The sequence below is a fragment of the Crossiella sp. SN42 genome (assembly GCF_023897065.1).
Classification (GTDB): domain Bacteria; phylum Actinomycetota; class Actinomycetes; order Mycobacteriales; family Pseudonocardiaceae; genus Crossiella.
Map to the genome: position 1 here is coordinate 176,088 of NZ_JAMHIV010000004.1, position 22,877 is coordinate 198,964.

23 protein-coding genes are annotated in these 22,877 nt (G+C 67.7%); 4 read left to right on the plus strand and 19 right to left on the minus strand.

Annotation, left to right across the window (positions count from 1 at the left end):
• Positions 1 to 6: 6 nt before the first annotated feature.
• From M8C13_RS07205 to M8C13_RS45000, 3 genes are read right to left on the minus strand one after another with little or no spacing between them, the layout of a single operon-like run.
• Complete coding sequence (locus M8C13_RS07205) at positions 7 to 1,596, minus strand: ABC transporter permease (protein WP_252479693.1); 1,590 nt, start codon at positions 1,594 to 1,596, stop codon at positions 7 to 9.
• Complete coding sequence (locus tag M8C13_RS07210) at positions 1,593 to 2,486, minus strand: ABC transporter ATP-binding protein (RefSeq protein WP_252479694.1); 894 nt, start codon at positions 2,484 to 2,486, stop codon at positions 1,593 to 1,595. Before M8C13_RS07210 ends, M8C13_RS07205 begins: the two co-directional genes overlap by 4 nt.
• Positions 2,479 to 3,129 (minus strand): TetR/AcrR family transcriptional regulator, encoded by a 651-nt coding sequence (locus M8C13_RS45000; protein ID WP_305883925.1) that lies wholly within the window; start codon positions 3,127 to 3,129, stop codon positions 2,479 to 2,481. Before M8C13_RS45000 ends, M8C13_RS07210 begins: the two co-directional genes overlap by 8 nt.
• A gap of 974 nt (positions 3,130 to 4,103) precedes the next feature.
• Here M8C13_RS45000 and M8C13_RS07220 point away from each other — a divergent pair.
• Genes M8C13_RS07220 through M8C13_RS07235 form a run of 4 tightly spaced genes read left to right on the plus strand, consistent with a single transcriptional unit; the run spans position 4,104 to position 8,081 of the window.
• Positions 4,104 to 5,186 carry a tyrosine-type recombinase/integrase gene (locus M8C13_RS07220; protein WP_252479695.1) on the plus strand — a complete coding sequence of 361 codons (1,083 nt, stop codon included), beginning with the start codon at positions 4,104 to 4,106 and terminating at the stop codon, positions 5,184 to 5,186.
• Positions 5,183 to 5,518: a helix-turn-helix transcriptional regulator gene (locus M8C13_RS07225; protein ID WP_252479696.1), complete on the plus strand. Its 336-nt coding sequence runs from the start codon at positions 5,183 to 5,185 to the stop codon at positions 5,516 to 5,518. The genes M8C13_RS07220 and M8C13_RS07225 overlap by 4 nt, the downstream gene beginning before the upstream one ends.
• A complete protein-coding gene (locus M8C13_RS07230; protein WP_252479697.1) occupies positions 5,515 to 7,827 on the plus strand; it encodes a hypothetical protein in 2,313 nt (770 codons plus the stop codon). The genes M8C13_RS07225 and M8C13_RS07230 overlap by 4 nt, the downstream gene beginning before the upstream one ends.
• Positions 7,828 to 7,868: 41 nt before the next feature.
• Positions 7,869 to 8,081 (plus strand): hypothetical protein, encoded by a 213-nt coding sequence (locus tag M8C13_RS07235; protein WP_252479698.1) that lies wholly within the window; start codon positions 7,869 to 7,871, stop codon positions 8,079 to 8,081.
• Positions 8,082 to 8,203: 122 nt separating this feature from the next.
• On the opposite strand, the gene dprA is transcribed toward M8C13_RS07235, so the two are convergent.
• The 16 genes from dprA to M8C13_RS07315 form a co-directional block, all read right to left on the minus strand.
• Positions 8,204 to 9,082 (minus strand): DNA-processing protein DprA, encoded by an 879-nt coding sequence (gene dprA / locus M8C13_RS07240; RefSeq protein ID WP_252479699.1) that lies wholly within the window; start codon positions 9,080 to 9,082, stop codon positions 8,204 to 8,206.
• A gap of 70 nt (positions 9,083 to 9,152) precedes the next feature.
• Positions 9,153 to 9,773: a hypothetical protein gene (locus M8C13_RS07245; protein ID WP_252479700.1), complete on the minus strand. Its 621-nt coding sequence runs from the start codon at positions 9,771 to 9,773 to the stop codon at positions 9,153 to 9,155.
• Positions 9,774 to 10,105: 332 nt separating this feature from the next.
• Positions 10,106 to 11,203: a hypothetical protein gene (locus M8C13_RS07250; protein WP_252479701.1), complete on the minus strand. Its 1,098-nt coding sequence runs from the start codon at positions 11,201 to 11,203 to the stop codon at positions 10,106 to 10,108.
• 160 nt (positions 11,204 to 11,363) lie between these two features.
• Positions 11,364 to 11,891: a hypothetical protein gene (locus M8C13_RS07255; protein ID WP_252479702.1), complete on the minus strand. Its 528-nt coding sequence runs from the start codon at positions 11,889 to 11,891 to the stop codon at positions 11,364 to 11,366.
• 121 nt (positions 11,892 to 12,012) lie between these two features.
• Positions 12,013 to 13,242 carry a phosphoadenosine phosphosulfate reductase family protein gene (locus tag M8C13_RS07260; RefSeq protein WP_252479703.1) on the minus strand — a complete coding sequence of 410 codons (1,230 nt, stop codon included), beginning with the start codon at positions 13,240 to 13,242 and terminating at the stop codon, positions 12,013 to 12,015.
• Between the two features lie 137 nt (positions 13,243 to 13,379).
• Positions 13,380 to 13,646 (minus strand): hypothetical protein, encoded by a 267-nt coding sequence (locus M8C13_RS07265; RefSeq protein WP_252479704.1) that lies wholly within the window; start codon positions 13,644 to 13,646, stop codon positions 13,380 to 13,382.
• A gap of 121 nt (positions 13,647 to 13,767) precedes the next feature.
• Positions 13,768 to 14,199, minus strand: a complete 432-nt coding sequence (locus M8C13_RS07270) for a hypothetical protein (RefSeq protein ID WP_252479705.1) — start codon at positions 14,197 to 14,199, stop codon at positions 13,768 to 13,770.
• A 116-nt stretch (positions 14,200 to 14,315) separates the two neighbouring features.
• Positions 14,316 to 14,699, minus strand: a complete 384-nt coding sequence (locus M8C13_RS07275) for a hypothetical protein (RefSeq protein ID WP_252479706.1) — start codon at positions 14,697 to 14,699, stop codon at positions 14,316 to 14,318.
• A 166-nt stretch (positions 14,700 to 14,865) separates the two neighbouring features.
• A complete protein-coding gene (locus M8C13_RS07280; RefSeq protein WP_252479707.1) occupies positions 14,866 to 15,465 on the minus strand; it encodes a hypothetical protein in 600 nt (199 codons plus the stop codon).
• Between the two features lie 167 nt (positions 15,466 to 15,632).
• A complete protein-coding gene (locus tag M8C13_RS07285) occupies positions 15,633 to 16,061 on the minus strand; it encodes a hypothetical protein (protein ID WP_252479708.1) in 429 nt (142 codons plus the stop codon).
• Positions 16,062 to 16,177: 116 nt separating this feature from the next.
• Positions 16,178 to 17,050 carry a hypothetical protein gene (locus M8C13_RS07290; RefSeq protein WP_252479709.1) on the minus strand — a complete coding sequence of 291 codons (873 nt, stop codon included), beginning with the start codon at positions 17,048 to 17,050 and terminating at the stop codon, positions 16,178 to 16,180.
• Between the two features lie 8 nt (positions 17,051 to 17,058).
• A complete protein-coding gene (locus tag M8C13_RS07295) occupies positions 17,059 to 17,262 on the minus strand; it encodes a hypothetical protein (protein ID WP_252479710.1) in 204 nt (67 codons plus the stop codon).
• A 37-nt stretch (positions 17,263 to 17,299) separates the two neighbouring features.
• Positions 17,300 to 18,118 (minus strand): hypothetical protein, encoded by an 819-nt coding sequence (locus M8C13_RS07300; protein WP_252479711.1) that lies wholly within the window; start codon positions 18,116 to 18,118, stop codon positions 17,300 to 17,302.
• A 649-nt stretch (positions 18,119 to 18,767) separates the two neighbouring features.
• The gene (locus M8C13_RS07305) at positions 18,768 to 19,670 is read right to left on the minus strand and encodes a hypothetical protein (protein ID WP_252479712.1); all 903 of its coding nucleotides are present in this window, start codon (positions 19,668 to 19,670) and stop codon (positions 18,768 to 18,770) included.
• A gap of 435 nt (positions 19,671 to 20,105) precedes the next feature.
• Entirely contained in the window at positions 20,106 to 20,540 is a 435-nt protein-coding gene (locus tag M8C13_RS07310; RefSeq protein ID WP_252479713.1) for a hypothetical protein, read from the minus strand.
• Between the two features lie 693 nt (positions 20,541 to 21,233).
• Positions 21,234 to 21,566, minus strand: a complete 333-nt coding sequence (locus M8C13_RS07315; RefSeq protein WP_252479714.1) for a hypothetical protein — start codon at positions 21,564 to 21,566, stop codon at positions 21,234 to 21,236.
• Positions 21,567 to 22,877: the final 1,311 nt, after the last annotated feature.

The window sequence follows — 22,877 nt, forward strand, 5'->3', positions numbered from 1 at the left end:
AACCGCTCAGCCGAAGTCACGGCGGCGCAACGCCAGCAGCCCGCTCCCGACGAGCAAGGCGGACAGCGCACACATCACCAACAAGGGTGCCGGGTCGAGCGGTGCTCCGGCGGGCGTGTTCGGGATGTAGTGGAACGGCTCGAAGGGAGTTCCGCCCCACTGCCCGTACAGCGGCCCGACGACCTGCCCCACGGCCAGGGTCGCCAGCCAGACCGTCCACGAGATGGCGACCGCGGCCCGGGGCAGCAGACCGTAGGCGAGCACGCAGACCGCGGCCACCAGCAAGGCGGCCGGGAGGGTCGCCATCGTGCCGGCGAGGACGCGGGGCACGTCGGTCACCGGGTCGCCGACGAGCGCCGCGAAGATCGTGCCGAAGACGAGCCCGGCGACGGCCAGCAGCGCCGCCGTGCCCAGGCCGGCGACCAGTAGATGACCGACCGCCCAGCGCAGCCGGGTCGTCGGCGTGGCCTGCACGACATCGGCCCGCCCGCTGCGCTCCTCGGCGCGCAGCCGCTGCACCATGAGCACCGGGTAGAGCGTGATGACCTGGGCGAAGATGAGGATGATCGGCCAGAGGTAGGCATCCTCGATCCCCCCGGACCGACCGCCGAAGGCATCCAGCAGGAGGGCCACCGTGTCGCCGGGCGCGGCGGTCAGCTGATACGCCAGCGTGCTCGCGCCTCCGGCGCCGGCCGCGAAGACGGCGATCCCGCCCGCCCACGCCGCCAGCAGGCGCCGGTGCAACCGCCAGGACAGGGCGACCGGGCCGCGCAGCCGCGGCGCCGTCGCCGGTCCGAGGCGCTCGGGGATGAGCCCCGCGCCGAGGTCGCGACGGGCGGCCAGCCGGTAGGCCAGGGCCGACAGGGCCACCGTCACCGCCAGCGGAACGGCGAGGATCCACCACCGCTCGTCCCGGTAGGGCTCCACCAGGTGGCTCCACCCGATTGGGGAGATGTACTTCATCCAGAGCTGCCCGGTGAAGTCGCCGGCGTAACGCAGGAAATAGGAGGCGCCGAGAACAGACAGGCCGATGCTCCGGGCGGTCCCGGCGTTGCGGGTGAGTTGCGCGGCGACCGCGCCGACCGCGCCGAACACCCAGCCGGCCGCGGTGATGGCCGCGCCGTAGGCGATCGACCCCGTCGGCTCCAGCCCGACCGTGACGAGCGCGAGGGTGGTCGCCGTCCCACCCGCCAGGCCGACCCCGCCGGCCACCAGCAGCGCGGCGGTCAGCGGACTGAACGGGCCGACCACCCCCGCGCGCAGCAACTCGATGCGGCCAGAATCCTCATCGGCCCGGGTGTAGCGCACGACCGCCATCAGCGCGGCGAGCCCGTTCAGCACGTACAGCAACCCGCCGCTGCGCCAAGACGACATGACACCGAGGTCCGGTACGACGGTCCCGCCGCCGAGCGCCTGGAAGAAGGCGTTACGGCCGATCATCTCGGCGTAGACGGACTTCAGCTCCGGTGTGGGCATGTGCCGCTCGATGTAGGCGACCAGAAGCAAGGCCCCGGTTACCAGCAGGAGGATCCACCAGGGTGCGATGCTCCGTTCCCGGCGCAGGGCGAGCCGGACGAGACCGGCGACGCCGTTCACCGGTCCGCCGGTGCGTAGTGCCGCAGGAACAGTTCCTCCAGCGTGGGCGGCCCGCTGACCAGGCTGCGTACCCCGACCGAGCCGAGGTGGCGCAGAACCGGATCGAGGGCGTCGGGGTCGACGTCGAAGCGCACCAGTCCATCCTCGGTGCGCAGGTCGTGCACCCCGGGCAGCGACGCGAGGCCGTCCGCCGGGCCGGCGAACTCGGCCCGGACCGAGGTGCGGGCCAGGTGCCGCAGGTCGGCAAGGCTGCCGGAGTCGACCGCCCGGCCGGCGCGGATGATCGTGACGCGGTCGCACAGGGCCTCGACCTCGCCGAGGATGTGGCTGGACAGCAGCACGGTGCGGTCACCGCGGTGTTGCTCCTCACGGACGATCTCGCGGAACACCGACTCCATCAGCGGGTCGAGGCCCGAGGTGGGCTCGTCGAGGATCAGCAGCTCGGCGCCCGAAGCGAAGGCGGCGACCAGCAGCACCTTCTGCCGGTTACCCCGGGAATAGGCGCGGATCTTCGTCCGCGGGTTCAGGTCGAAGCGCTCCACCAGCTCCCGGCGCCGGATCCGGTCACCACCCCCGTGCAGCTGCAGCAGCAGGTCGATGACCTCGCCGCCGGTCAGGCCAGGCCAGAGCATGACATCGGAGGGCACGTAGGCGAGCCTCCGGTGCAAAGCCGTGGCGTCGGCCCACGGGTCGCCGCCCAGCAGCCGGACGATGCCGGCGTCCACGCGCAGCATGCCCAGCAGGATCCGGACGGTGGTGGTCTTCCCGGCGCCGTTGGGCCCGAGGAAACCGTGTACCTCACCGGGGGCGACCGTCAGGTCCAACCCGTCGAGTGCCGTGGTGCGGCCGTAGGTCTTGACCAGGCCGAGCACCGAGATCGCGTCAGTCATCAGGGCCTTCCTTCGGCGCGGTCAGCCCGGGGAGCCGGGATCGCATGGTCTCGGCCTCCTCCGGGCTGAGGTACGGGTGCGAGTAGAGGTCGAGCAGGATCCGGGCCATCAGGTCCACACCTTCCGAGCTGAGCAGGTCGACGCCGAGCCGTCGGGACACGTGCTCCTGCAGCACACTGACGGCCAGCGACATCGCCGCCACCACGGTCGCCCTGGCCTCAACCGGCACCTCGGGGCTGTCGGGGCGGCGGCGGTCGAGCTCGGCCAGCCAGTGCCCGCTCTGATCGACCAGCATGTCGAACATCGGCGCCGCCCTGCCCTCCACCAGTGCGCGGGTCACGTAGCTGCGGTAGGGGCCGAAGGCCGCCTGGGCGACCGCCACGTAGTTGACGCTGCCCGGCGCACTGTCCGCCTGGGCCCGGTCGCTGATCGCCTGCACGGTGCGGGCCAGGTAGGAATCGCAGGCATCGCGCAACCCCTCCTTGGAACCGAAGTGGTGGCGCACCAGGCCGGACGAGACGCCTGCGGCCTCGGCGATGCTACGGATAGTGGCCTGGTCGAAGCCGCGTTCCCCGAACTGACGCATCGCCGCGTCACGGATGCGGGCGCGCGCGGTGAAGTCCTTAGGATCGGGCGCGACCATTCCTACCTCAACGTGTCGTCTGCTACACGGACGGACATCAAACTACACACCGGTGTAGTCGCCTGGCAACCTCTCGGCGGTCGGGTCGGTACGCACGTCTCCGAGGGTCGGGCGGATCGCACGCCGGCGTCATGGCGACGGTGCCCGCTGCGGCGGGCCACCGGCCAACGCCCCTCGGTCGCCTCGCTCTACCGCGCCCTCGCCGACACCGACGCCTGACCAGCAGTTAGCCGATCCTGTGGCCCGTTTCTGGCGTATTCCGGCCGACCCCCAACCACGTCTTGCCGATCCCGCCCGCCCCGGCGAGGGCGGTGATCAGCACCGTCCCGCGGATGCGGCGTCCGGCGGACTCGCGCCGGGTCGGACGCCCGGGAAGCGGGATATGGCGTCGGCGATCCGGTCCAGCTCGATCAACGCGGCGGCTCGTCCTGCGAACAGGTCCGGCGCTCCGGGCAGTTGACGCGGCACCACGTGTACTGGCGGGGCGTGCACGTGCAGGCCACCGTGCACTACACCGGCCTGAACCACACCACTCACCGAGGTTGCGGAAACCTCGTTGTGTACCACCGGGCCGCTGCCCGGCTCGCCCACCATCGCGAAACACCTCCCCGTGACCGCACGCGCCCAGAGGCACACCCGGCAGCATGCACCTGGCGCCACCCCACCCCCGCCAAGGACGCACAGGTTCACCCGTCCGCCTGCATCGCTTCCAGCACATCGGCGCGGTTGCGGCCATCAACGAGACAGGACACGACTGGTTGCCCCCGTAGCCCGGCGCCAACGAACTCACTCAGCGGCCGTTGCTTAGCCTCCTGCCGGCGGCCCAGAGCGTTCGGGCCGGATCAAGCGCCCGCAATGCTGCGGGGCGCCTGGAGGCGCACCTCCACGCCCAGGAGCCGTCCCACTTCCGCATCAATGATGCATCTGATACAACCTGGGAGGTGACGAGTGAAGCCCCGGGATCAGCGCACCTGGTGCTGGCGGGCAACGTCGTTCACCTGGCGCCGGAGAAGGCAGGCTTCGAGGCGATGCTGGAGGGGTGGGCTCGGCAACAGGCCGCGAGGTTCTTGAAGACCTCGACAATCGAGGCCCGGCTGCGGCTGGTGCGTCGAATGGAGGAGTTTACCAACGCCTACCCATGGCAGTGGACGCCGGCCGACGGTGAGGCGTTCATCGCCCATCTGCGTGGCGGAGACAACGGGATCAAACTGACCACAGCTCGGACCTACGAGGTCGAGATCGGCCTGTTCGTGAACTACCTGCTCGACGGCCGCTACGACTGGGCGCGGGTGTGCCAGCAGCGGTTCGGCGAGGTGCCCCAGATGGTCTTCCACGAGGGCAACTCGGTGGTCCACGTCGCGGAGTACGAGGGCGACCCGCGGCGGAGGCCGTTGGACTATGACGAGGTCCAGGCATTATTCGACGCGGCCGATGCCCGTCCGGGAAAGATCAGGGGCCGGGGGCGCAAGGGCGCTCTCTGCGCGTTGCGGGACTCGGCGGTACTCAAGACGGCCTACGCCTTCGGGCTACGCCGGACCGAGTCGTCGATGCTGGACCTGGTGGATCTGCGGCGCAACCACAAGGTGCCGATGTTCGGCCGGTTCGGCAGCGTGAGGGTCCGCTTCGGCAAGGCGTCCAAGGGCGGGCCGCCCAAGCGGCGGACGGTGCTGACGGTCGGGGAGATGAGCTGGGTGGTTGAGGCCTTGGAGCATTGGCTGACCGAGGTCCGCCCACAGTTCGGAGCCGGACGGCATCCGGCGTTGTGGGTCACCGAGCGGGTCGGGCGCCTGTCACCGAAATCGATCAACACCGCGTTCGTCGCGGCCCGTGACGACGCCGGGCTGGACCCAGAGCTGGATCTGCACTGCCTGCGGTACTCCTTCGTCACGCACCTGATCGAGTTCGGCTATCCGGAGAGGTTCGTGCAGGAGCAGGTGGGTCATCGCAGCGCCTCGACCACGGCCATCTACAGCGGGGTGAGCAACGAGTACCGCAACACGATGCTGGCCTCCAGGCTGAGGGCGCGACTGGGCAAGGATTGGGGCGGGCAGGCGTGATCAAGAAGATGGGCTTCCGGTGGCGGTTGCGGCTGCGCATGGCTGAGCAGGAGTTGCACCAGACCACCGATCTGGTCCCGCTGCTGGCCGAGCGAGGCGTGGTGTTGTCCCGGGAACAGGTCTATCGCCTCGTCACCCAGCCGCCGCAGCGGCTGAACATGGACGTGCTGGTGGCGCTCTGCGACATCCTGGACTGCACCCCCAACGACCTGATCGAGCCGACCGTGGTCAATCAACAACTGCGCAAATCCGCCAAGAGCGAAGACGGGGCGACCGACATCACGGCGCCACCAGTCGCGCGGCGCAGCATCATCCGGCGGCCGGGCCAGTGACCTCGGCGGCGGTGCCGCCCATGCCCGCCAGGCGGGGACCTCGACGCGTCTACTCCGGAACCCTCGACCAGGCGCGCGACGAACTGGTCGCCCATCTGCGCAACCGGGTGGGCCCGGACCTGACCGAGCAGGCCGCGCAGGAGATGCTGACCGTGGCCGGGCTGACCGGGCCGCAGACGCTGCGCCCGCTGGTCGAGCACTTCCGGCTGCAAGCGACGGCGTTGATCGCGCCCGCCCGTGACTGCCCGGCGTCACTGGTCCGACTGCTGCTGGCGCTCGACGCCGCCGGGCACGGCGCGGCGGTCACCCTGCCGGCCTGCGCCGAGTGCGGCCGCACCGGCGTCAGGCTGCCCAGGACTTCGGCCGCCGGGCGGGTCTGCACCGCCTGCACGGACCGAGGCGCGCTGCGGCCCTGCGGGCACTGCGGCCAACCGGGTCCGATCGTCACGCGTTCGGCCGACGGCGTCGGCACCTGCCGACGTTGCTACCGCGCCGATCCCGACCGGCTACGTCACTGCGCGGGCTGCGGCAAGCTGCGTGTCGCCGCACGGCGCACGGGACCGGACTCCTGGCTCTGCCAGAGCTGCAACCCGCGGCCCCTGCACGAGTGCTCACGCTGTGGCACCAGGGCTCCGGCTCACGCCGTCGATCCGGGCCACGGCCCGGTCTGTCGGGCCTGCTACACCCAACCGCCGCGCACCTGCGGCACCTGCGGCCGGCAGCGACCCATCGCCAGACGCGCCACCGACGACCAGGCCGACATCTGCGTCGACTGCTACCGCGGCCGCATCGACCAATGCAGCGTCTGCCTTCGGGTCCGCACCAATGTCAGCCGCCTACGCGGCGGCGACCTGATCTGCACCAACTGCCGCCCGCGCACGCCTCGCACGTGCGGCCTCTGCGGCAGCCGCCGCGCGGTCAAGGCCAACTGGCCGGTCGGCGCGGTCTGCTCCCACTGCTACGACACCGCCACCAGGGCGCCCGCGGTCTGCGCGCGCTGCGACACCACCCGAGTGCTCGTCGGCCGCACCGAGGACAGCGAGCGCCTCTGCGGTCCCTGCTGCGGGGTCGACATCGACTTCTCCTGCCGCACCTGCGCCCACCCCGGCGACATCTACGCCGAGGGCCGCTGCGCCCGCTGCGTGGTCGACGACCGCGTCACCGACCTGCTCAGCCATCCCGGCCAACCCGTCGCCCCCGAACTACTGCCCTTGGCCGATGCCTTCGTCCGCGCCCGCCATCCCAGGTCGGTGATCGGTTGGCTGCGCACCAGCCCGACCGCCCGGCTCCTGGCGGGCCTGGTCGAGCAGCACGCCACGATCGACCACGACACCCTCGACGCCCTGCCGCCCCATCGCAACGTCGACTTCCTGCGCGCCATGCTCGTCGCCACTGGCATCCTGCCCCCACGCAAGGAACAGCTGGCCAAGCTCCGGCCCTGGCTCGACTCGGTATTCACTGACCTGCCGGCACGCCACCTGGGCTACCTGCGGCCCTTCGCCGAGTGGGAAGTCCTGCGCATCGCACGAAGCCAGGCCGCCCGACGCCGCTACACCGCCGGCTCCGCCGCCAACGACCGCTGCGAGATCCGCGTCGCGATCGAGTTTCTGGCCTGGCTCGACGGGCATCACCGCGACCTGCCCTCAACCACGCAGGCCGACGTGGACCTCTGGCTCACCACCGGGCCGTCCAACCGCCGCAAACTGCGCGCCTTTCTCCGCTGGACCAGCGCACGCAAGATCACCACGACACTGACCATCGCCGACCGGAGCCGAGCACTGCCCACCCGTTTCCTGGACGAGGAAGACCACATCGAGCAGCTCCGACGATGTCTGACCGACTCGTCGCTGCCGACCGAACTTCGCGTCGCCGCAGCGCTAATCCGGCTCTACGCCATGCCCCTGACCCGGGTTGTCGAACTCACCACCGACCACTACCGCCGCGACGGCAACGACGCCTTCCTCATCCTGGGCAAGAACCCCGTCATCCTGCCGCCTAGTCTCGGCGTCTTGGTCGAACAGCAACTGGCCCGCCACCAACCCGGCCTCGTCCCAGGCCGGACCCACTACCTGCTGCCCGGCGCTGTTCCCGGCCGCCCAACGCGCCCAGAACATCTGGCCAGGCAACTCGCCCGGCGCGATCTGGGAACAGCCGCCGCCCACAACACGGCCATGTCCATGCTGGTAGCCGACCTACCAGCCGTCATCGTCAGCGACATGATCGGCATCAGCATCAAGACAGCCAACCAGTGGCTCGGCTACGCCTCGATCAGCTGGACTGACTACCTCGCAGCACGCATGGAGGAATAGCGCCGGACACGAAAACCGCACACTCACCAGTTTGGGTTGCTGTGGGAGACGAGCGGCGCGTACACACCGACACGGCTATGCACCACGCCTGTCTGCAGATCGCCATGACTCATTGCCCCTACCTGCGTAACTCTGAGCGTGCTGTGAGGATCGTGGAAGTCGGGCGCGATGAGATCGTCGTCGACGGCCGCGCTCTCACCGACATTGCCGACTACGGTGACGACGGCCGCTCCTGGACGGTTTCCGGCCGGTGAGGCTTTGTCTCAGGAACAGTGAGCCAGCATGGCTACCACACCCTCTAATCGAGGACGGCGCGTTTCAACTGCCTAGGTGTGTTACTAGCCGACTATGGCGTTCCCGATGGTGTCACGGCCGGTCATCCCACTCCCTCTTGGTAATTGATGTGCTCGACTGAGCTGGCCACGCTTGCGGCGCCGGTGCGCAGCAGCTCGTTGACGCCCTTCGACGTCATGGAGTGGATCGGTCCCGGTACGCCGTAGACCCGCCGGCCGAGCTCGCCAGCGACTCGTGCCAGGGCGAGGGCGCCACTGCGCTGCCCCGCCTCGACGATCAAGGTCGCCGCGGCGAGAGCAGCCAGCAGCCGGCACCGTGCGTGGAACCGGATACGGGTCGGTCGTGTGCCGATCGGGTACTCGCTGACCAGTAATCCACCTCGCTCAATCACCGTTTGGTAGAGCCGGGCGTGCTGGTGCGGATGGGTCAGGTCGACGCCGTTGGCCAGCACGACAATCGTGCGGCCCTGTGCGGCCAGTGCGCCGCGGTGCGCTGCTTCGTCCACGCCGAGGCTCCCTCCGTTGAGGACGGTCACTCCGGCACGGGCGAGTTCGTAGCTGAAGTCTCCCGCGACTGTGTTTCCGTACTCCGTCGACGCGCGGGCGCCCGTGACGGTGACGGCAAACTTGGTGAGGTCGGCCAATGAGCCGTTGCCGCGCACCCACAGCGCGAGCGGAACGCCGATGCTGGCCAGGCCGGTCAGCCGTCCGAGCGGCCAGTCACCGTCCTCGGGCGTGAGCAGGCGCGCTGCGCCTCGGTCGAGAGCTCGCAGGTCGTCGTCAATCCGAGCGTTGGGCCGGGTGACCTCGCGGAGCACGGCGGCGGGGGCGGCGCCGTGCCGGATCTCCTCGACGACGTCGACCACCCCGCGGTCGGTGACGTAGTGGTGAATGGCGGGTGCGGGCGGTTCGGCCGCGTGCAGGAGAAACAGTCTGGCGTGCAGTTCGTCGTCTGTAGGCATGGTTCAACACCTTGATGGGTGAGGCTTGCTCGGTTCGGTGGGCTTCGCAGGTGTGGCTGGCGCGGTAGGCCTAGGGTTCGGTGCGGTCGTGCAGCGGGATGGGCAGGCTATGTCCGATCAGCTCGCGCCAGCGGGAGTCGCTGGTGTGGAGGTGAGCGCCGGAGGCCATGAACCACGTGCCGGGCGGGGCGTCGGCGGGGCGTGCGACGTAGCGGTCGTACTCGGAAAGCAGGTAGACCCCCGGCGCGTCGGCCGAAGGTTCGGAAACCTGCGCGAAGGTAGACAGTGTCCGCTCTTTGCCGGTGCCGAGGATCGTCACGAGGCGGACGCGGGAGGACAAGCCCTTGTTCGGGCTGTGGAATGGACCGGTCAAGATCTGTGCGCGCAGCCCTTTCCGGACCACCGGCACATCGATGACGCCGTCACCGAGCTCGGGGATCTGGTCGAGTTCCGTGATGCCCCAAGGTGTCTCGGTGTAGACAGTCAGCAGCCGGTAGGCCGGGACCTGCTTGGCTCCAGAGCGCACGGCCGCTTTCGCCGCGGCGGGCAGCCGGGTCAGCACTGTCTCGCGCAGGCGAGCCGTCCAGATGTGCGCCTGGCTGGTGTGCCAGCCGATCGTGCCGCTGGTCTGGTACTCGTAGCAGTCCAGTAGGCATTGCACGGCGATGGGATGCAGCGCGTGGTCGGTCACCGTGGCTACGTAGTCCGGCGACTCGTCGGCCCTCCTGCTCGACGTCGCGATAGGGCTGGTGCTGATGGAGCAGCATCTGACCGACCGGCGTGAGCTCGTCGACGGCACCGATTAGGCCGAACTGCAGTCCGGCGTTGACGAGTCCGTCGATGTGCCCAGGGTGCAGATCGAACCGAGACATGGTGGTATCCCTTCAAACGAGCGGAACTTGCGGTGGGTGGTCAGTTCGCGTTGTTGCGGCTCTGGCGTTCAATGAGGGCTTGCTGAACGACGGCGACGGCTGTGTCGATGCGGTGTTCCAGCCGGTCGAGCGCCTCATCGGTGTGGTCGGCTCAGGCCTCGGCGAAGCTGTCGAGCTCCTTGTCCCGCGTCTGGGCGGGAGCGACCGTGTAGAACTCCTCCAAACTCGGATAGATCCCGTCGTCGCGCCTGCGTAGCCACAGTCGGCGGTGGGTGTCTCGATCGCCATGACGGGCCGGTGCTCCGGCGATCTCCTCGTTCTTCGTCACCGCGATGTCGGCGAGTCGGCCGACGTCGGTCAGCGCGGTGTGAACAGTGCCGTGTGCTCCGAGCAGGACGCTGTCCACGGACCGGATCGCGGTGGCTTGCGCGTGGTAGAGCCGGCGCACTCGGTAGACGGCCCACGGCATCGTCTTCATCCGAGCGACGGCGAGGGTGATGGGCTCGGTCACCTGGTCACGGTGCAGTCGCGTGATCAGTGACCTGCCGGGCCCGAACAGGCCCGATCGAGGGTTGAGCGCCAAACAGACGTACTCATCGATGATGTGCTGTGCCGCTTCGGTTGGGAGCGCGGCGAACCGTGCGCGTTGCTCAGGCCAGCCAGGCTTGTTGCCAGCGTACGGGCAATGCCGGCAGCAGCTTTTCGGCCACTCCACACCGAGCCTGCGGTACAGGTAGTCCAGGCAGTCCTGCCGGCTCCATCCCCATTCGTAGATCGGGTACGCCGGGACACGCTGTCCGCCCATGGAGTACGCGGAGTCGCGCGTGATCCTGGTGTACTCGTGGATGTTGAAACCGAGCGCGTGGATGTAGGGCCTGTCGCCGAACTCGTTGGCACGCCAGGCATCTTGCGGTGCACCCTTCGCCTTTTGGCTGCACTTCCTGACTCCGCCGAGCTGCGGCATGGTGCCGGTGACGCGGTTCTCGTGGGAGAGCTTGTACACCCCGTTGAGGTGCAGTCGGTACGGCTGCCGGGAGTCCTGAAGTACGGCGACACCGTCCTTTTTGGTCGGCCCTCGGCGGGCGACTTCGACCAGGCGAACGTTGTGCTTGCGGAGCACGGGAAGAACGTAGTGCTGGACCAGTCTTCCGGTGGTGCTCCACTCGTCGCCTGTCTGCGCGATGACGACGACCAGGTTCGAGAAGTCCGGTGCGATCGTGTCAGGTTGAGTGGCCGGGTCGGTGAGCATGCGGAGGATTCCGGCAGTTGATTCCGCGCCCATCCCGTACGACCAGACGTAGGGCATCATCTCGCGAGATCCGGCGTTGGTTGGGGTCCTCCTTTGCATGTCGTCCTCCGTAGTGATGTCGTTGCGGGGCAGTTGATCCGCGACGGGTCGGCTGCGTTGGCTAGAAGATGTTCGGCAGGCGCCAGGTGATGGGCCGGATACGCAGAGGTCGTGTGCCGGCGTAGGAGGCTGCGAGGTTGCCGTGGTCGGTGATGACTCGATAGCTGGGGAGCCACACGGCGAACCACGGTTCGGCGGCAGCGCCTTGGCGGGCCGCTGTGTCGGGTGCCGGGAGCATGTCCGTGTCCAGGCGCGGCAGGGACGAGCGATAGTGGTCCAGTCGCCCGGCGATCATCGGGCAGGAAACGCTGGTGTACGCGGCGCACCAGGGGTGTAGCGCTGGCTCGTTCGTGCACTGCCGTGGCAGGTCGGACAGTCGCATCATCAGCACGGCGCGGTGCTGGAGCGGCTGGCCGCACACTCCGCACCACCGGTTGAGCAAGGCGTGGTCCATCCGATCGCGATCGAGCGATCCGAACAGGTATCGCCCGTTGGCCGTGCGAGGCGTGACCCAGGGCACGACCAGTCCGCCCAAAGTCGGAAGGTGCTGTAGCGACAACGGAATCGGGGGCACGGTAACATCGCTCATGATCCTTCTCCTGTTCTCTCTGGGGTTGGCGCGTCGCGCACGCACGCGAAGGCCGGTGTGTGACGCTGAAGGTGGATGAATGACGGCTGGGCGAAATGCCCGTCGGATTCGCTGCGGGCTCTCAGGCTGCGCGTGGCCTGGTGTCGCGTGCGTGCCCGTTGGTGTGGCTGCTGATGCGGAGTTCGAGCCGAACGGTTTGGTTGTGGCAGCGGTACAAGGCGCGTGGGTCGAGCCAGTCGGTGTCCCGGTTGTCGTCCGGCGCGAGGCCGACGGCGGTGGGTATGCCGAGATCGGTATCGGTGTCGGTGAACAACGTGCCGGCGCCGAGCGTGATCTCCTCGCCGACCGTCGGCGTGACGGGTGCCAGGGACCGCGCGATGTCGCCACAGTGCTCGGAGCGACGGGTCTCGACCACGATGGCGACGAGTCGTCCCGGTTGGCCGACGGGTGCGTTCTCGAACGAGACGTAGTCCTCGGCATCCGGACCGGTGAGCAGGAATACGGTGCCGTAACGGTCGGACTGGCGTTCGAGCTTCGGCCACCACAGTTGGCCCTGGCCGAGTTCGATCGTGGCTGTCTCCTCGGTGTGCTCCGCGGTTGCGGCTTGCTCGGCGGCGGCGATGATCTCGGCCATGGACAGGTCGTTGCGGAACCGGTGCCCGATCTCGGCTTCCAGTTCGGCGTACTCGGCGGCCAACCTCGGGCGTAGTTGTGCGGCGCGAACGAGATCCGCGCGGCTGCCGAGAACACAGAGCGAACACGACAGTCGGGTCATGCCCTGGTCGTAGGCCGGGTGGTACGGCACGCCGGACGCCAGGATGCGTTGCCATACCTGGGTTTCGGTCCAGTCGTGGATCGGAAGCCAGGTATCGACGGTGCGTCGGCCGCTGCTGGCGGCCTCGTCACGGCTCAGGCGAGCCTTCTTCAGCCGTGCCCGCGATTCCTCGGCGCGTAGGCCCATGCAGTTCAGCACGCGGGCCGGACGGCCCAGATCGCCGAGCTCGATGACCAGTTGCGTGATGAGTTTCCTTGCGGGGCCTCGCTTCTGGTCCGAAGTGCAGTAGCGAGCCGAGGCAGAAGGCCAGCGCCCCCGGCGGCGAACCTGATCGAGGAGCAGTCCTTGCTCGCGGTGGCGCTGTTCGTAGCGCACCCCGTAGTGGTCGGCCTGCTTGCGGGCGAGTTCACTTGTACCGGGCCACTCGACGTGGCCGAGCGCGCAGTGCAGGACTGTGATGCGATCGAGGACTCCCGCGGCCTCGGCGAGGGTACAGATTTCGTCGAGCATTGCTTGTGAGTCCTTGCCGCCGCTGCTGTTGGCGAGGATGACGTCATAGGCGGCGAGGTTCGGCATGTCGGTAGTTGACGCGTGCATGAGTCACCCCTTCATCAACGGGACGAGATTGGGTGTCCTGAGTGGACTAACGGTGGCGCCGTCCGGCGGCGCGCGAATGGGCGCGAGGGCGCGCCGGCGCTCGCGTGATGGGGTTGTCAGCCCTCGAAGGTGACGTCGTCCTGGACGCAGATGCGCAGTGGGACAGTGCTGTCCTTGTCGTTGCGCTGTAGCCACGGCTCGGTGTCGTCGAGATCGATCGATACTCGGACCTGCCGGCTGGCCGGGTCGACGTAAAGCGTGACGTGGACTCCGGCGACGGTGATCGTCGGCCGTTCGTCCTCGTTCGTCATCGGCTCGAAAGTGTCTGCACGGTTGGCCGTATCGGCGAGGGCGGGCAGATCGGTGTTGCCGGTGCTGTTCATGGTGATCTCCTCGGTCGGCGGGCGGCCGTTATCGCCGGCCCGCGCGGACGCGGGCCGGTGTGGCGTGGGTGCGGGTGGGGTGGTCCGGCCGCGTGGCCGGGGGGGACCGCGGCGCCTGGTGCTAGCGGTTGGCGTTTGGGTCGCGCTGCGCCGTGGTGATGTCGCGGTGGTCCGTGCTGCGGTAGCTGGTGTCGCGGTCGGTCGTGGGCGTCCAGCCCAGTGCGGCCAGCAGCGGCCGGACACCGGCCCACCAGCCACCAGGAAACCGCCGGAAGAGCCATTCCTCGGCGGTGTAACGGTCTAGGTCGGCAGTGGGCCGCGGGATCACGATCGAGGTGGGACGTAAGGTGAACATGTCGATCGTGATCACGAGAGCGCGGAAGGTGCCGCCGGGAGCGGTGCCGACCTTGGTGGCGCTGGGTGCCGCGTTGATCATCGTGGCGTGGTAACGGGTGGCGTCACCGGGGGTCCACCAAGCCCAGCGCTGGCGTTCCGTGGGGTTGTTGATCTCGGCGATGAGTTGCCGGGCGGCGTGAATGTTGTCGGTAGTCACGACGATTGCAGATCCTTCGGATGTCTCAGCGCAGGCAGCGCAATGCCCTTCCTTGGGTGGACTTCTCGTGCTGGGGAGGGCATCGCGCCGATGTGCGTAGCCGGTTGACGGAGTGGTCAGGATTGGCAGTGTCGCCGGATGGCGTGGGCGACGGCGTCAGTGATCGTGTCGCCCTTGGTCTGCGCGCTCGCGTGTTGGTAGAGCGACCAGGACCGGACGCAGTCGCGATCGTCGCAGTGGATGCCGACGTGTCCGTCGTCGTTTTTCTGGAGTATCAGGGGAAGGCGGTGCCGCTCGGGCTCCGGCCGTCGGGACGTGCTGTTCGATACGGTGAGGCGCGAGCCGTCCTGAAAACCTACGTCGACTCCGCGTTCGGCGAGGTGTTGCACGATGTTGCTGACCAGGTGTTGTGTGTTGATCTTGCCGACGGCCGAGCCGGGCCGGGCGGGATCTTTGATGTAGTTGTAAACCAGGCCTTCCAGCGTTTCGACCAGAATCATCGGTAGGGCACCATTGTCGGGAAGCGGATCGGTGGGTGGGGAGATCGGCGGGCGAGCGACTGGCGCGGCAAGTGGCGTTCCATTCCTCGTCGAGCGCCTCGGCAAGGCTCGCGGGCATGCACGTCGTTCAGGCGCGCCCGTGACAGGTTGAGGTGGGCGTAGGACTTCACGAACACCAGGACCCTTTTCCTTGTGGCGGGGTGTCACGCGCGAATCTGGCGAGCACGCGGGGTGGCAGGGCGGTGGTGGTCCAGCCGTGGAGGTCGAAGACCTGGCGGGCGTGAGTGCGGCAGTAGAGGTCGACGGCACGGCCCTGACCGGCGTGGGTGGCACGGCGGTGGCAGTAGCGCGGGGGCCGGCCGTTGCCGAACTCGGTTTGCCAGGTGCACACGCGCAGCCGGTGGACGCGGATGACGAGGCCAGGCCCGCCGTTGACGCCCGTCCAGCGGCCTCCGTGGGTGTCGGTGGCGTGCCAGACGTAGCGGGTCCACAGCCCACCGGATGGGGTGTAGGCGCGCCGCCCGACCTGGTGGCCCTCGGCGGGGTCGATCGTGGCCAGGTGCCCGCCGGGCCAGGTGGTCAGCGCGTCGCCAGCCGAGGACACGTAGGCGATGAAGATGTTCGCTCGGGTCATGGCCTCGCGTTCGCGTTCGTTCGAGCACGGGTAGCAGCTCGTGGTGCCGGTGGTCGGGGCGATCGCACGGCCGGCCCCGGTGCCGCCGGGGTCCAGGGTGATGGGGTGGCCGCAGTCGAGGACGTCCGACATAGAGGTGGATAAGGACGAGGAGGTCATGGCGGTGTCGGTCCTTTCCGACCGCAGGTGGTGCAGCAGCGGGACCAGAGGTCACCTGCCCGGCCGGTCGGGCGGGCAAGCCAGACCAGATCAAGGCGTGGTCGGCCGTCGTGTAGGCGGCACGGGACAGAATGGTGTGGTTAGGCCAGCAGCCGTCGACGGAACGCAGGCGACTCCTGGCACGGGTCGAGGTGGCGCGGATCGGCACCCTCACGGGCTCGCCAGGTGACCTCCCACCACCAGCGCAGCAGCGCGCGGACCGCGCGGACTCGGCTCGGGGCGTTCGGCAGGAAGTAGACGAGTCCCCCGCCGTCGAGGAGGTGGGCACGGTCGCGGTAGGCGGTGGGTGACCATCGGCCGCGAGTTCGGACCAGGCCACCGATGACATTGACCGGCTGGTGAATGCCGTAGGACTCGGCGGCGCGCTCGTCGATGGCGACGATGTGGACAGTGTGGCCACCGGTCGCGTCCACGATCTGAGTCAAGGTCGCCGTGCCGTAGCGGGAGTCTCGGCCGTTGACCCACAGCGTCACGCCGTCAGTGGTGCGGGTGTGCGTGGTGTCAGACATGGGAAATGCCTCTTTCGAGAAATGCTCAAGGTGCCGGTTGGTTCGGCGGGTGTCGGCTGGCGCTCAGCTCACACTCGTCCTGGGACCTCGTGCGTGAGCGGATTAACGATCGCCATTCAGCGGCACTGGCCGGTGATCCGGACCAGGTGAGCCATGTCGACCACCGGGCCAGCCCAGTAGCGGACGTGGGCCGGTTCGTTGCCGATTCCCCAGATATAGAGCCGGAAATCGGGGTCGCTCGGGCACGCCCACACGGAGGTGTTGCCCGCGCCATCGGGCTTGCGGTCTCCGAATTCGTCGCACCGGTCGGTGTCGATAGCGGTCCACGGTCCGGCCCGGAGGTGCTCGAACACCCGAACGTAGGGAGCGTCGAACGGCACGGCATGCGCTTTCTGCTGGACCGCGACCCAATCGGCCAGCGCCGATGTAGACAACGACCGTGGGGAGGTGATCACGACGCGCACGGCGTCGACGTCGGTGAGCCGACCGTGGTCGCTGCTGTCCGCGTAGGCCAGTGCGCACGGCCCGGTGAACCACAACGTGATCCACTGCGGGCCCCGATGCCATCCGCGCGTATCGCCGCGTCGGTCTCCCAGCTCCGTAATCGGGATCGGCGGTAACACGCCGTCCAGGCCCCGGTCAGGTCGGGGGGTCCATCCGTGTGCCCGGAGGTCGCCATCCACGGTCAGGTACATCATGTCCGTGGTCCGGGCGCCGGAGTAGCCGCGTGCCGCGCGGCTCAAAGTCCTCGCCAAACCGTTCATGCGGCCGGTGACGTTGCGTAGGCGCTGCACCGGCATCGGGTGCGCGCTCAGCGCGTCGTCGTGCAGGTCGGCCACCTGGCATCGGAGTTCCTCTGCAAGTCCGGCCAGGCTGGTGATGCTGCCGGCCTGCACACGGTTCACTGTCTCCAGGGATCTGGTCCGCGCGCGCTCTCGGTCGAACTCCGCGCGCAGCAGGTCGAGAGCGGTCGGGTGGTTGGTGGCCATCGGGGTGCTCACTTTCGTCGGGCGGAAGGTGTGAATGTGTTGCGGTGATAGGGATAGAGGCGCTGTTCGGTGAGCACGCGGTTGAGCTGATCAAGGCGGCACTCGACGTCTGCAGTCGCACGCATGGCGTCGCCGGACGGAGTCCAGGCGAGGGCATCGCCTGGGTCTGTGATCTCAACCCTGGCGAGCATCGCCGCACCCTCGCCGGTCACACCTAGTCGGTGGAGGGGCGAGACCTCGCGCGTGTAGTCAGTCGCTGGTGAGGATCAGTCGCGCCGCGGCACGGGCATCGCCATTGCACTGTCGTCGACATCCTTCCTTGAGCTGGCCGATGTCAATGCCCAGAGGATCGGTGTAGTCGGTGGACATACCCACCGGTGTCCACATGGGAGGGTGCTCGGAGTCGGGCTCTGGAATGGTGTCCTGGTGGTTGAGGCAGTGTGGATAGAGGTCCTCGAACAGCCCGCAGCTGATCGCATGGACGCTGGCCGCGCCTGAGAACCATTCCTCGCCGCTGGGTTCCTGTGTCGCGGCTGCACCTGGGCGACGGCCTTGGATCAGCGTGCCCTTGTCGTTGAGTGGATGGCCAAAGCGGTGGCTGATGACCCGGTGCAGATCGTCTGGGCTGGAGGCAGGTGCCGTTGAGCCATCCAGCAGGGCTCGGGCGTATCTCCGTGCGGCATCGTGGATTGATGGCTCCCAATCACCGAGGATGGTGCGGATCGTCTTGGTGAGCTGGGTGGTGGTGGCTGATGGCGGGTCGATGCGCCTCCAGCACAGCCCGAGGCCGGAGATGTCGAAGTAGCCGTGCTGGTCGGAAGAGAACCACTGCTGGCGGGCATCGGCTGCGGTCCAGTAGTAGGACTGGCCGTGGCGGATCAGTTGTGGCTTGGCAGACTCGGCTCGGAGGTGTTCCAGTAGATGCTGCATACCTTCTGTGGTGAGGCTAGGCGCGGGGTGTCCGTCACGCAGTTGGGGCGCTACCCGCGCAGACAGCACCAGGCCGCGGTCGTCGGCAAGTGTCACCAACGCTTCGGTGTGAGCGACAGGGTTTCGAGGATCGGCCACGGGGCTCCTTCAGTACGGACGGGTGTCCGTGGGTACGGGTCAGATGTCGACATTGCTGAGGTGCGTCTTAAACGCCAGGGAGCTGGTGCAGCGGCTGTGAACCTCGTGTACGAACGGGGGTGCCGGCGGTCGCTGTTGTCGTCGGCACCCTGGTTCGTCGGGAACCACGGCCACGCCTCAAGGGGGTGGTGGCGCGGGTGCTGGGCAGCCGCGATTGGTGTGTAGGGTGCGGGTGGCTCGCTGGGTACCAGTGGGGTTCCACGCGGCTCAGGCGCTGTAGGTGGTCTGGGCCGGAAAGGTGTCTAGCGCTGTCATGTCGAGCAGCAGCTCGCGCCTTCGGAGGCAGTCGCCGCCGGGAGTATGGCCACCAGCAAGTCGCATGTCCTGCCTCCGGTGACGGCAAGTAGGAACGACGCGCCGTTGAGGAAGTCACGAGAACTGCGGCACGCTGGGCCGACAGCTGCGTTTTCGGCTGGATTCGCGGCGTAGCAAGGCAGTTGCGTCCTGGGCCGATGTCCACCTGGCGCGCGGCGCGAGCTGTGCTAGACCATCAGGTAGCGGACTCACTCCGACCGCTCGACGCCGGGCTGACCGGCAGACAAGGACACCCGTATGGGCGGGATCAGCGACCCTGCGGTAAGCGCAGCTTTCACCTTGGCCCCTCGTTGTCATGCTCGGGTCGGCGGGGAGCGGTGCCGGTACTTAGAGGTGCCGTGCCGGTTGAAGCACTATGGGTAAGCACTGGCGGGTCGATGCGCTCCCATCCGACGAGTGTGCTGCGGTAGAACACCTCGTTGACCGAGACGACGTCACCGATCCGCAGCGCTCGATTGCCGTTGCTGAGGTAGAGCAACGTCTGCGGATCAAGGAGGCCACGGTCATTGCTGAAGTTGAACAGGTGGAAGGCCCGCCGGAGAAGGTTCTCGACACCGGAGCAGGTGCTGTCGTTGTAGCGGAACACCTCCACCGCGCACCCGTCGCTGACGGCGTGAAAGACCCGGACCTGTGTTCCACTGTCGCCGTCGCAGCCGAGGCCAAGTTCGGCACGCAGTGTTCGGGTCATAGCCAGCGCCAGATCGGCGAGATGCTTCTGCCAAGTGTCGACAGACAACAGCACCTGCGCGAGCCGCCACCAGTCACCCCCGCTCAGATCGATGTCGAAGTGTCTTCCCTCCATGCCTTTGCCCGCTGTCAGGACGGTGGCATGGTTGGTCTCCCGCACCGCAAGGCCCCGGGTGATGTCCCAGACCAGCATGTCCGCGGTGACGACGTCGGGTCCGACTAGCGGCACATCGCATGCCGCGGCACCTTCGAGGTGGGAGGGCAGCACGGCGGGCAGGGCCAGGATCGTGGCGACGACCTCATGTGCGTCGTAATAGGCAAGGTCGTCGCAGTCCAGCACAAGCGCATTTTCGACCGTGCCAGCAGCACCGGTGGCCAGGAAGAGGATGCTGCTGCGGTGATGCAAGACCACGGACCGCGAATGGTCCGGCTCGATGCAGATTCGTCTGCTGCGACCGGGACGGAACAAGGCGGTTACGGACTCGTTCATGAGATGAGATCAGTCTTTCCGGGTGAGCTGTCAACGAGTGAGGGCATGTGGTCATGTGCGGTAGCCGGGTGACGGCGCTGCGCACTAGATCAACGAAGGAGCGTCTTCAGCGTGATCACAGCGAGCTTCGCGATGCTCCCGCATAGTCCGAAGTGGACAGTGTCGATGAGAAATGCTGGCTCAGCAGAGGCTTCTCGTCTGGGCCGAGGTGCTTGAGCTGGATACTCAGCTACTGGGTGGTTGGCACCCGATGCGATCCGTGCCGCGCGCCTCATAGGTTTCGACTAACTCTGGTGGCATGCCGTCGGTGATGCGGTGACCGGAGAGCTTGTGCCAGGCGATGGTCCGAGTTTCAGTCACGCCGAACTGCCGCGGCTGGTGCCCTGCACGGTCGTGCCGGAGTGGCAGTCATGGTGAATGGTCAGCTCGCCAGCATCAGCCATCGGTAGCCCCTTGCCCGGCTGGCTGCGGGGCACCGGCGGCAACGTCCCAGGCGGCAGGGGCATCGGCGATCCGCTTCAGCGTGTCGAAGGTGAGCGTGTGTTCGGAGTGCCACTGACGACCAGTGCAGTCGTTGCGGAAGACGTGCAACTCCTCCGCGGTGAACAGGTACAGCCACTCGTACTTGGGGTCGGTTGTCTCATCGAGCATGCCGACTGCTGGGCTTCCCACCACGTCGGCGTAGCAGAAGCCGAGCCCTCCGTACGGCTGGATGTAGGCGGGCCGGTTCTCGGCGGTAATCCCGTTGGTCAGTTCGGCACTGGCCGCGGCCGGGTCGATCACAGACCAGTCGTTGGACAGGATCGCCGTAACCATCTGGTCGATCTCGCCGTTGTGGTAGCGGTGCAACGCCTCGGCCAGGGCAGGCACTAGGCAGACGGGATCACCGCCTTGGTGGCAGTACCGGGCTCGGTAGATCGTTGCGCACTCCCCGAGGGAGCCGATCAGGGATGGTGTGGCCATGGGTGTCCTTCCGTTTTCTTATGTCAGCCAGGGGAAAATGGCCAAGTGACATTGCCGTCACGATGTCGAGGGATGTACGGCGCGGGCCTGCTAGGAAAGAAGACCAGTGAGTCGTCGAGTTCACTGGACGGAGGGCTACGCCGGAGAGCGCACAGACATAGCTGGGTACGGGGAGACTGACGTCCTCGGGCGGTGAGTGGCTACCGCTTCACACCGGGGCCTTCGTAGGCCGCGGCACGGAAGTCCAGAACAGCCGCGCGGGATGCAGAGCCTGCTGTGACACACCAATCGAACCAGCCGGACAGCTGGAGGCCTGAGCGGGATTGCTTGGTGGCGCTGAGGTCGGCGAGCCAGACCGGCTTCTGCCGCTGGTGCCTGATGAGTAAGCGGGCGCGGGCGGCCAGGGCGTTGCAGGTAGGTGACTCCACCGCGCAGTGCCCTGGCCGCCCGCGTCTGCTTTCATGAGGTCACCAGCGGCAGAATCGGTCGCCGCGGCGCGAACCGCCACCAGTGTTACGACGCTGGAGCGAATGCATCCGCTATGGTGCAGCGCTTGGCTGCAGCGATAGCCTCAATGGCGAACATGGAAGGCCGTCCCAATCAGTATTGCGGCTCCCTGCCTCGTTCCTCTGGCCTCCTCGGCCGCAGCGCCCCTCTCGGCACCAGGTGCTTGAGGGCCAGGGGTGGCACCGTGCTCTCCGCCCGGCCCGCGATGCAGAAGGACACCAGCCCGGCCCAGTAGCCCTCCTCGGTGCGCAGCCAGGCGTGCAGGGTGCCCGGCACCCGGCCGCTGACCACCAGGCCCTGCTGGCGGATGAGCAGGGTGGCGGAGGAGGCGTCGCCGAGGAAGCCGTGCCGGTACAGCTCGTTGAGGTCCACCCAGACCGGTCTGCTGCGGTCGTAGACCCGGCCGAGGGAGGGAGCGAGTTGCACCGTTCGGTGGTCAGCGCTTCCTCGATCCGCTCGGCCTACGCACGAACCGAGAACTGCACAGATTCACACCGTCCCCTGTCTCCCACACCGCGCGCCACACCTCAGGCCCAGCGTGCCGAGCCGGCGGGGCGCGACCGGAGTGGACAACCGGGCGTCCGGAGCGACAGCGGAACGGGGTTGCCGGATGGGCTGTGCTTCGCACGAGACACGCCGCACCCCCTCGCCACTGACGTTGCCCCGATTGGGCAGTAGGGCACCTTGTCATACCCTGATTTCGACTTTGTGCCTTAGCGTCCTACCGCATGCGAAGACACCGACAAGTCGGGCGCACGCGCCAAGCTAGGGCACCACCGCGCCCAGCGGATCATCGCGACCCTTGCTCCACACAGATGCAGCGTGGTCGAAAAACGACCAAATCAGCGGCCCATCCGCCCCATAGGGCATCGTGGCCGCGTGCAGCCATCCGCAGACGCCCCAACTCGCCAGCGGCGACAGCCCCGACGTCATGCAGAAGATCACCGGATGCCAGATTTTCTGGCATCCGGGCAGTTTCGGTCTCCGTTGAGGCACACTGGTTCGACACCAGCCGCACGTCGGCTGGGTGAACTACGTCGTCCTCAATCCATGTGGACAATGGCGGGTTCGCCCTGCCCCTACCGTCCGGCTCAACAGGGCGACCAGAGAGGGAAACCCATGGCGGCCGAAGTCAACGGCGCTGCTCCCGCAGCGATGCCCCTTCGGAGTCCGCGCGAACACCGACGCGCAACCCAGCCAGGTCCAGAGAACTCCGGTCAACCCGCGGCCGTCAGAACCAGCTGACCACCACAGGTATCCGTTAGGTAGAGCCAGATCAGGCTGTAACTCCGCGTGTGGCCTACTCGGTGCATGACATCGGCGAACCTGCGGGCACGTGCTTGCCACGGTGGCAACGGGCACGGTGGCGTCATGCGCAAAGATCAACCGTCCGCTGTCAGCCCGAATATCCGACATCCAGAGCGGAGCGCTATGCTGCGGCGGCTAGACCACCCCTGGACAAGTACAACCCTGTTGCCACAACAGCGGGGTTCCTAACCATGTCCGGGGGACAGGAGTGGCAATGTCTTGGTCTGACCTGATGACCGGCGGCCCGTGGGTGCTGATCGTTCTCGGCGGGTTCCCTCTGCTGGCCCTGACCGTGATCGTGGCCCTGCTTCTTGGGCGAGGCCGGTCAGTTGATCGGCCTGTATCTGCCAGCTTTCGCATGCTCCGCGGCCTAGTCGACTTCAATGTGCAGTTCGGCGCTTCCCCGGAGCCGCGAGCGGGCGACGCTAC

Excerpts from the sequence above, each read along its gene's own strand:
- M8C13_RS07210 (WP_252479694.1), bottom strand. The coding sequence starts at position 2,486 with ATGACTGACGCGATCTCGGTGCTCGGCCTGGTCAAGACCTACGGCCGC.
- M8C13_RS45000 (WP_305883925.1), bottom strand. The coding sequence starts at position 3,129 with ATGGTCGCGCCCGATCCTAAGGACTTCACCGCGCGCGCCCGCATCCGT.
- dprA (WP_252479699.1), bottom strand. The coding sequence starts at position 9,082 with ATGCCTACAGACGACGAACTGCACGCCAGACTGTTTCTCCTGCACGCG.
- M8C13_RS07250 (WP_252479701.1), bottom strand. The coding sequence starts at position 11,203 with ATGCTCACCGACCCGGCCACTCAACCTGACACGATCGCACCGGACTTC.
- M8C13_RS07255 (WP_252479702.1), bottom strand. The coding sequence starts at position 11,891 with ATGAGCGATGTTACCGTGCCCCCGATTCCGTTGTCGCTACAGCACCTT.
- M8C13_RS07260 (WP_252479703.1), bottom strand. The coding sequence starts at position 13,242 with ATGCCGAACCTCGCCGCCTATGACGTCATCCTCGCCAACAGCAGCGGC.
- M8C13_RS07265 (WP_252479704.1), bottom strand. The coding sequence starts at position 13,646 with ATGAACAGCACCGGCAACACCGATCTGCCCGCCCTCGCCGATACGGCC.
- M8C13_RS07275 (WP_252479706.1), bottom strand. The coding sequence starts at position 14,699 with ATGATTCTGGTCGAAACGCTGGAAGGCCTGGTTTACAACTACATCAAA.
- M8C13_RS07280 (WP_252479707.1), bottom strand. The coding sequence starts at position 15,465 with ATGTCGGACGTCCTCGACTGCGGCCACCCCATCACCCTGGACCCCGGC.
- M8C13_RS07285 (WP_252479708.1), bottom strand. The coding sequence starts at position 16,061 with ATGTCTGACACCACGCACACCCGCACCACTGACGGCGTGACGCTGTGG.
- M8C13_RS07290 (WP_252479709.1), bottom strand. The coding sequence starts at position 17,050 with ATGGCCACCAACCACCCGACCGCTCTCGACCTGCTGCGCGCGGAGTTC.
- M8C13_RS07305 (WP_252479712.1), bottom strand. The coding sequence starts at position 19,670 with ATGAACGAGTCCGTAACCGCCTTGTTCCGTCCCGGTCGCAGCAGACGA.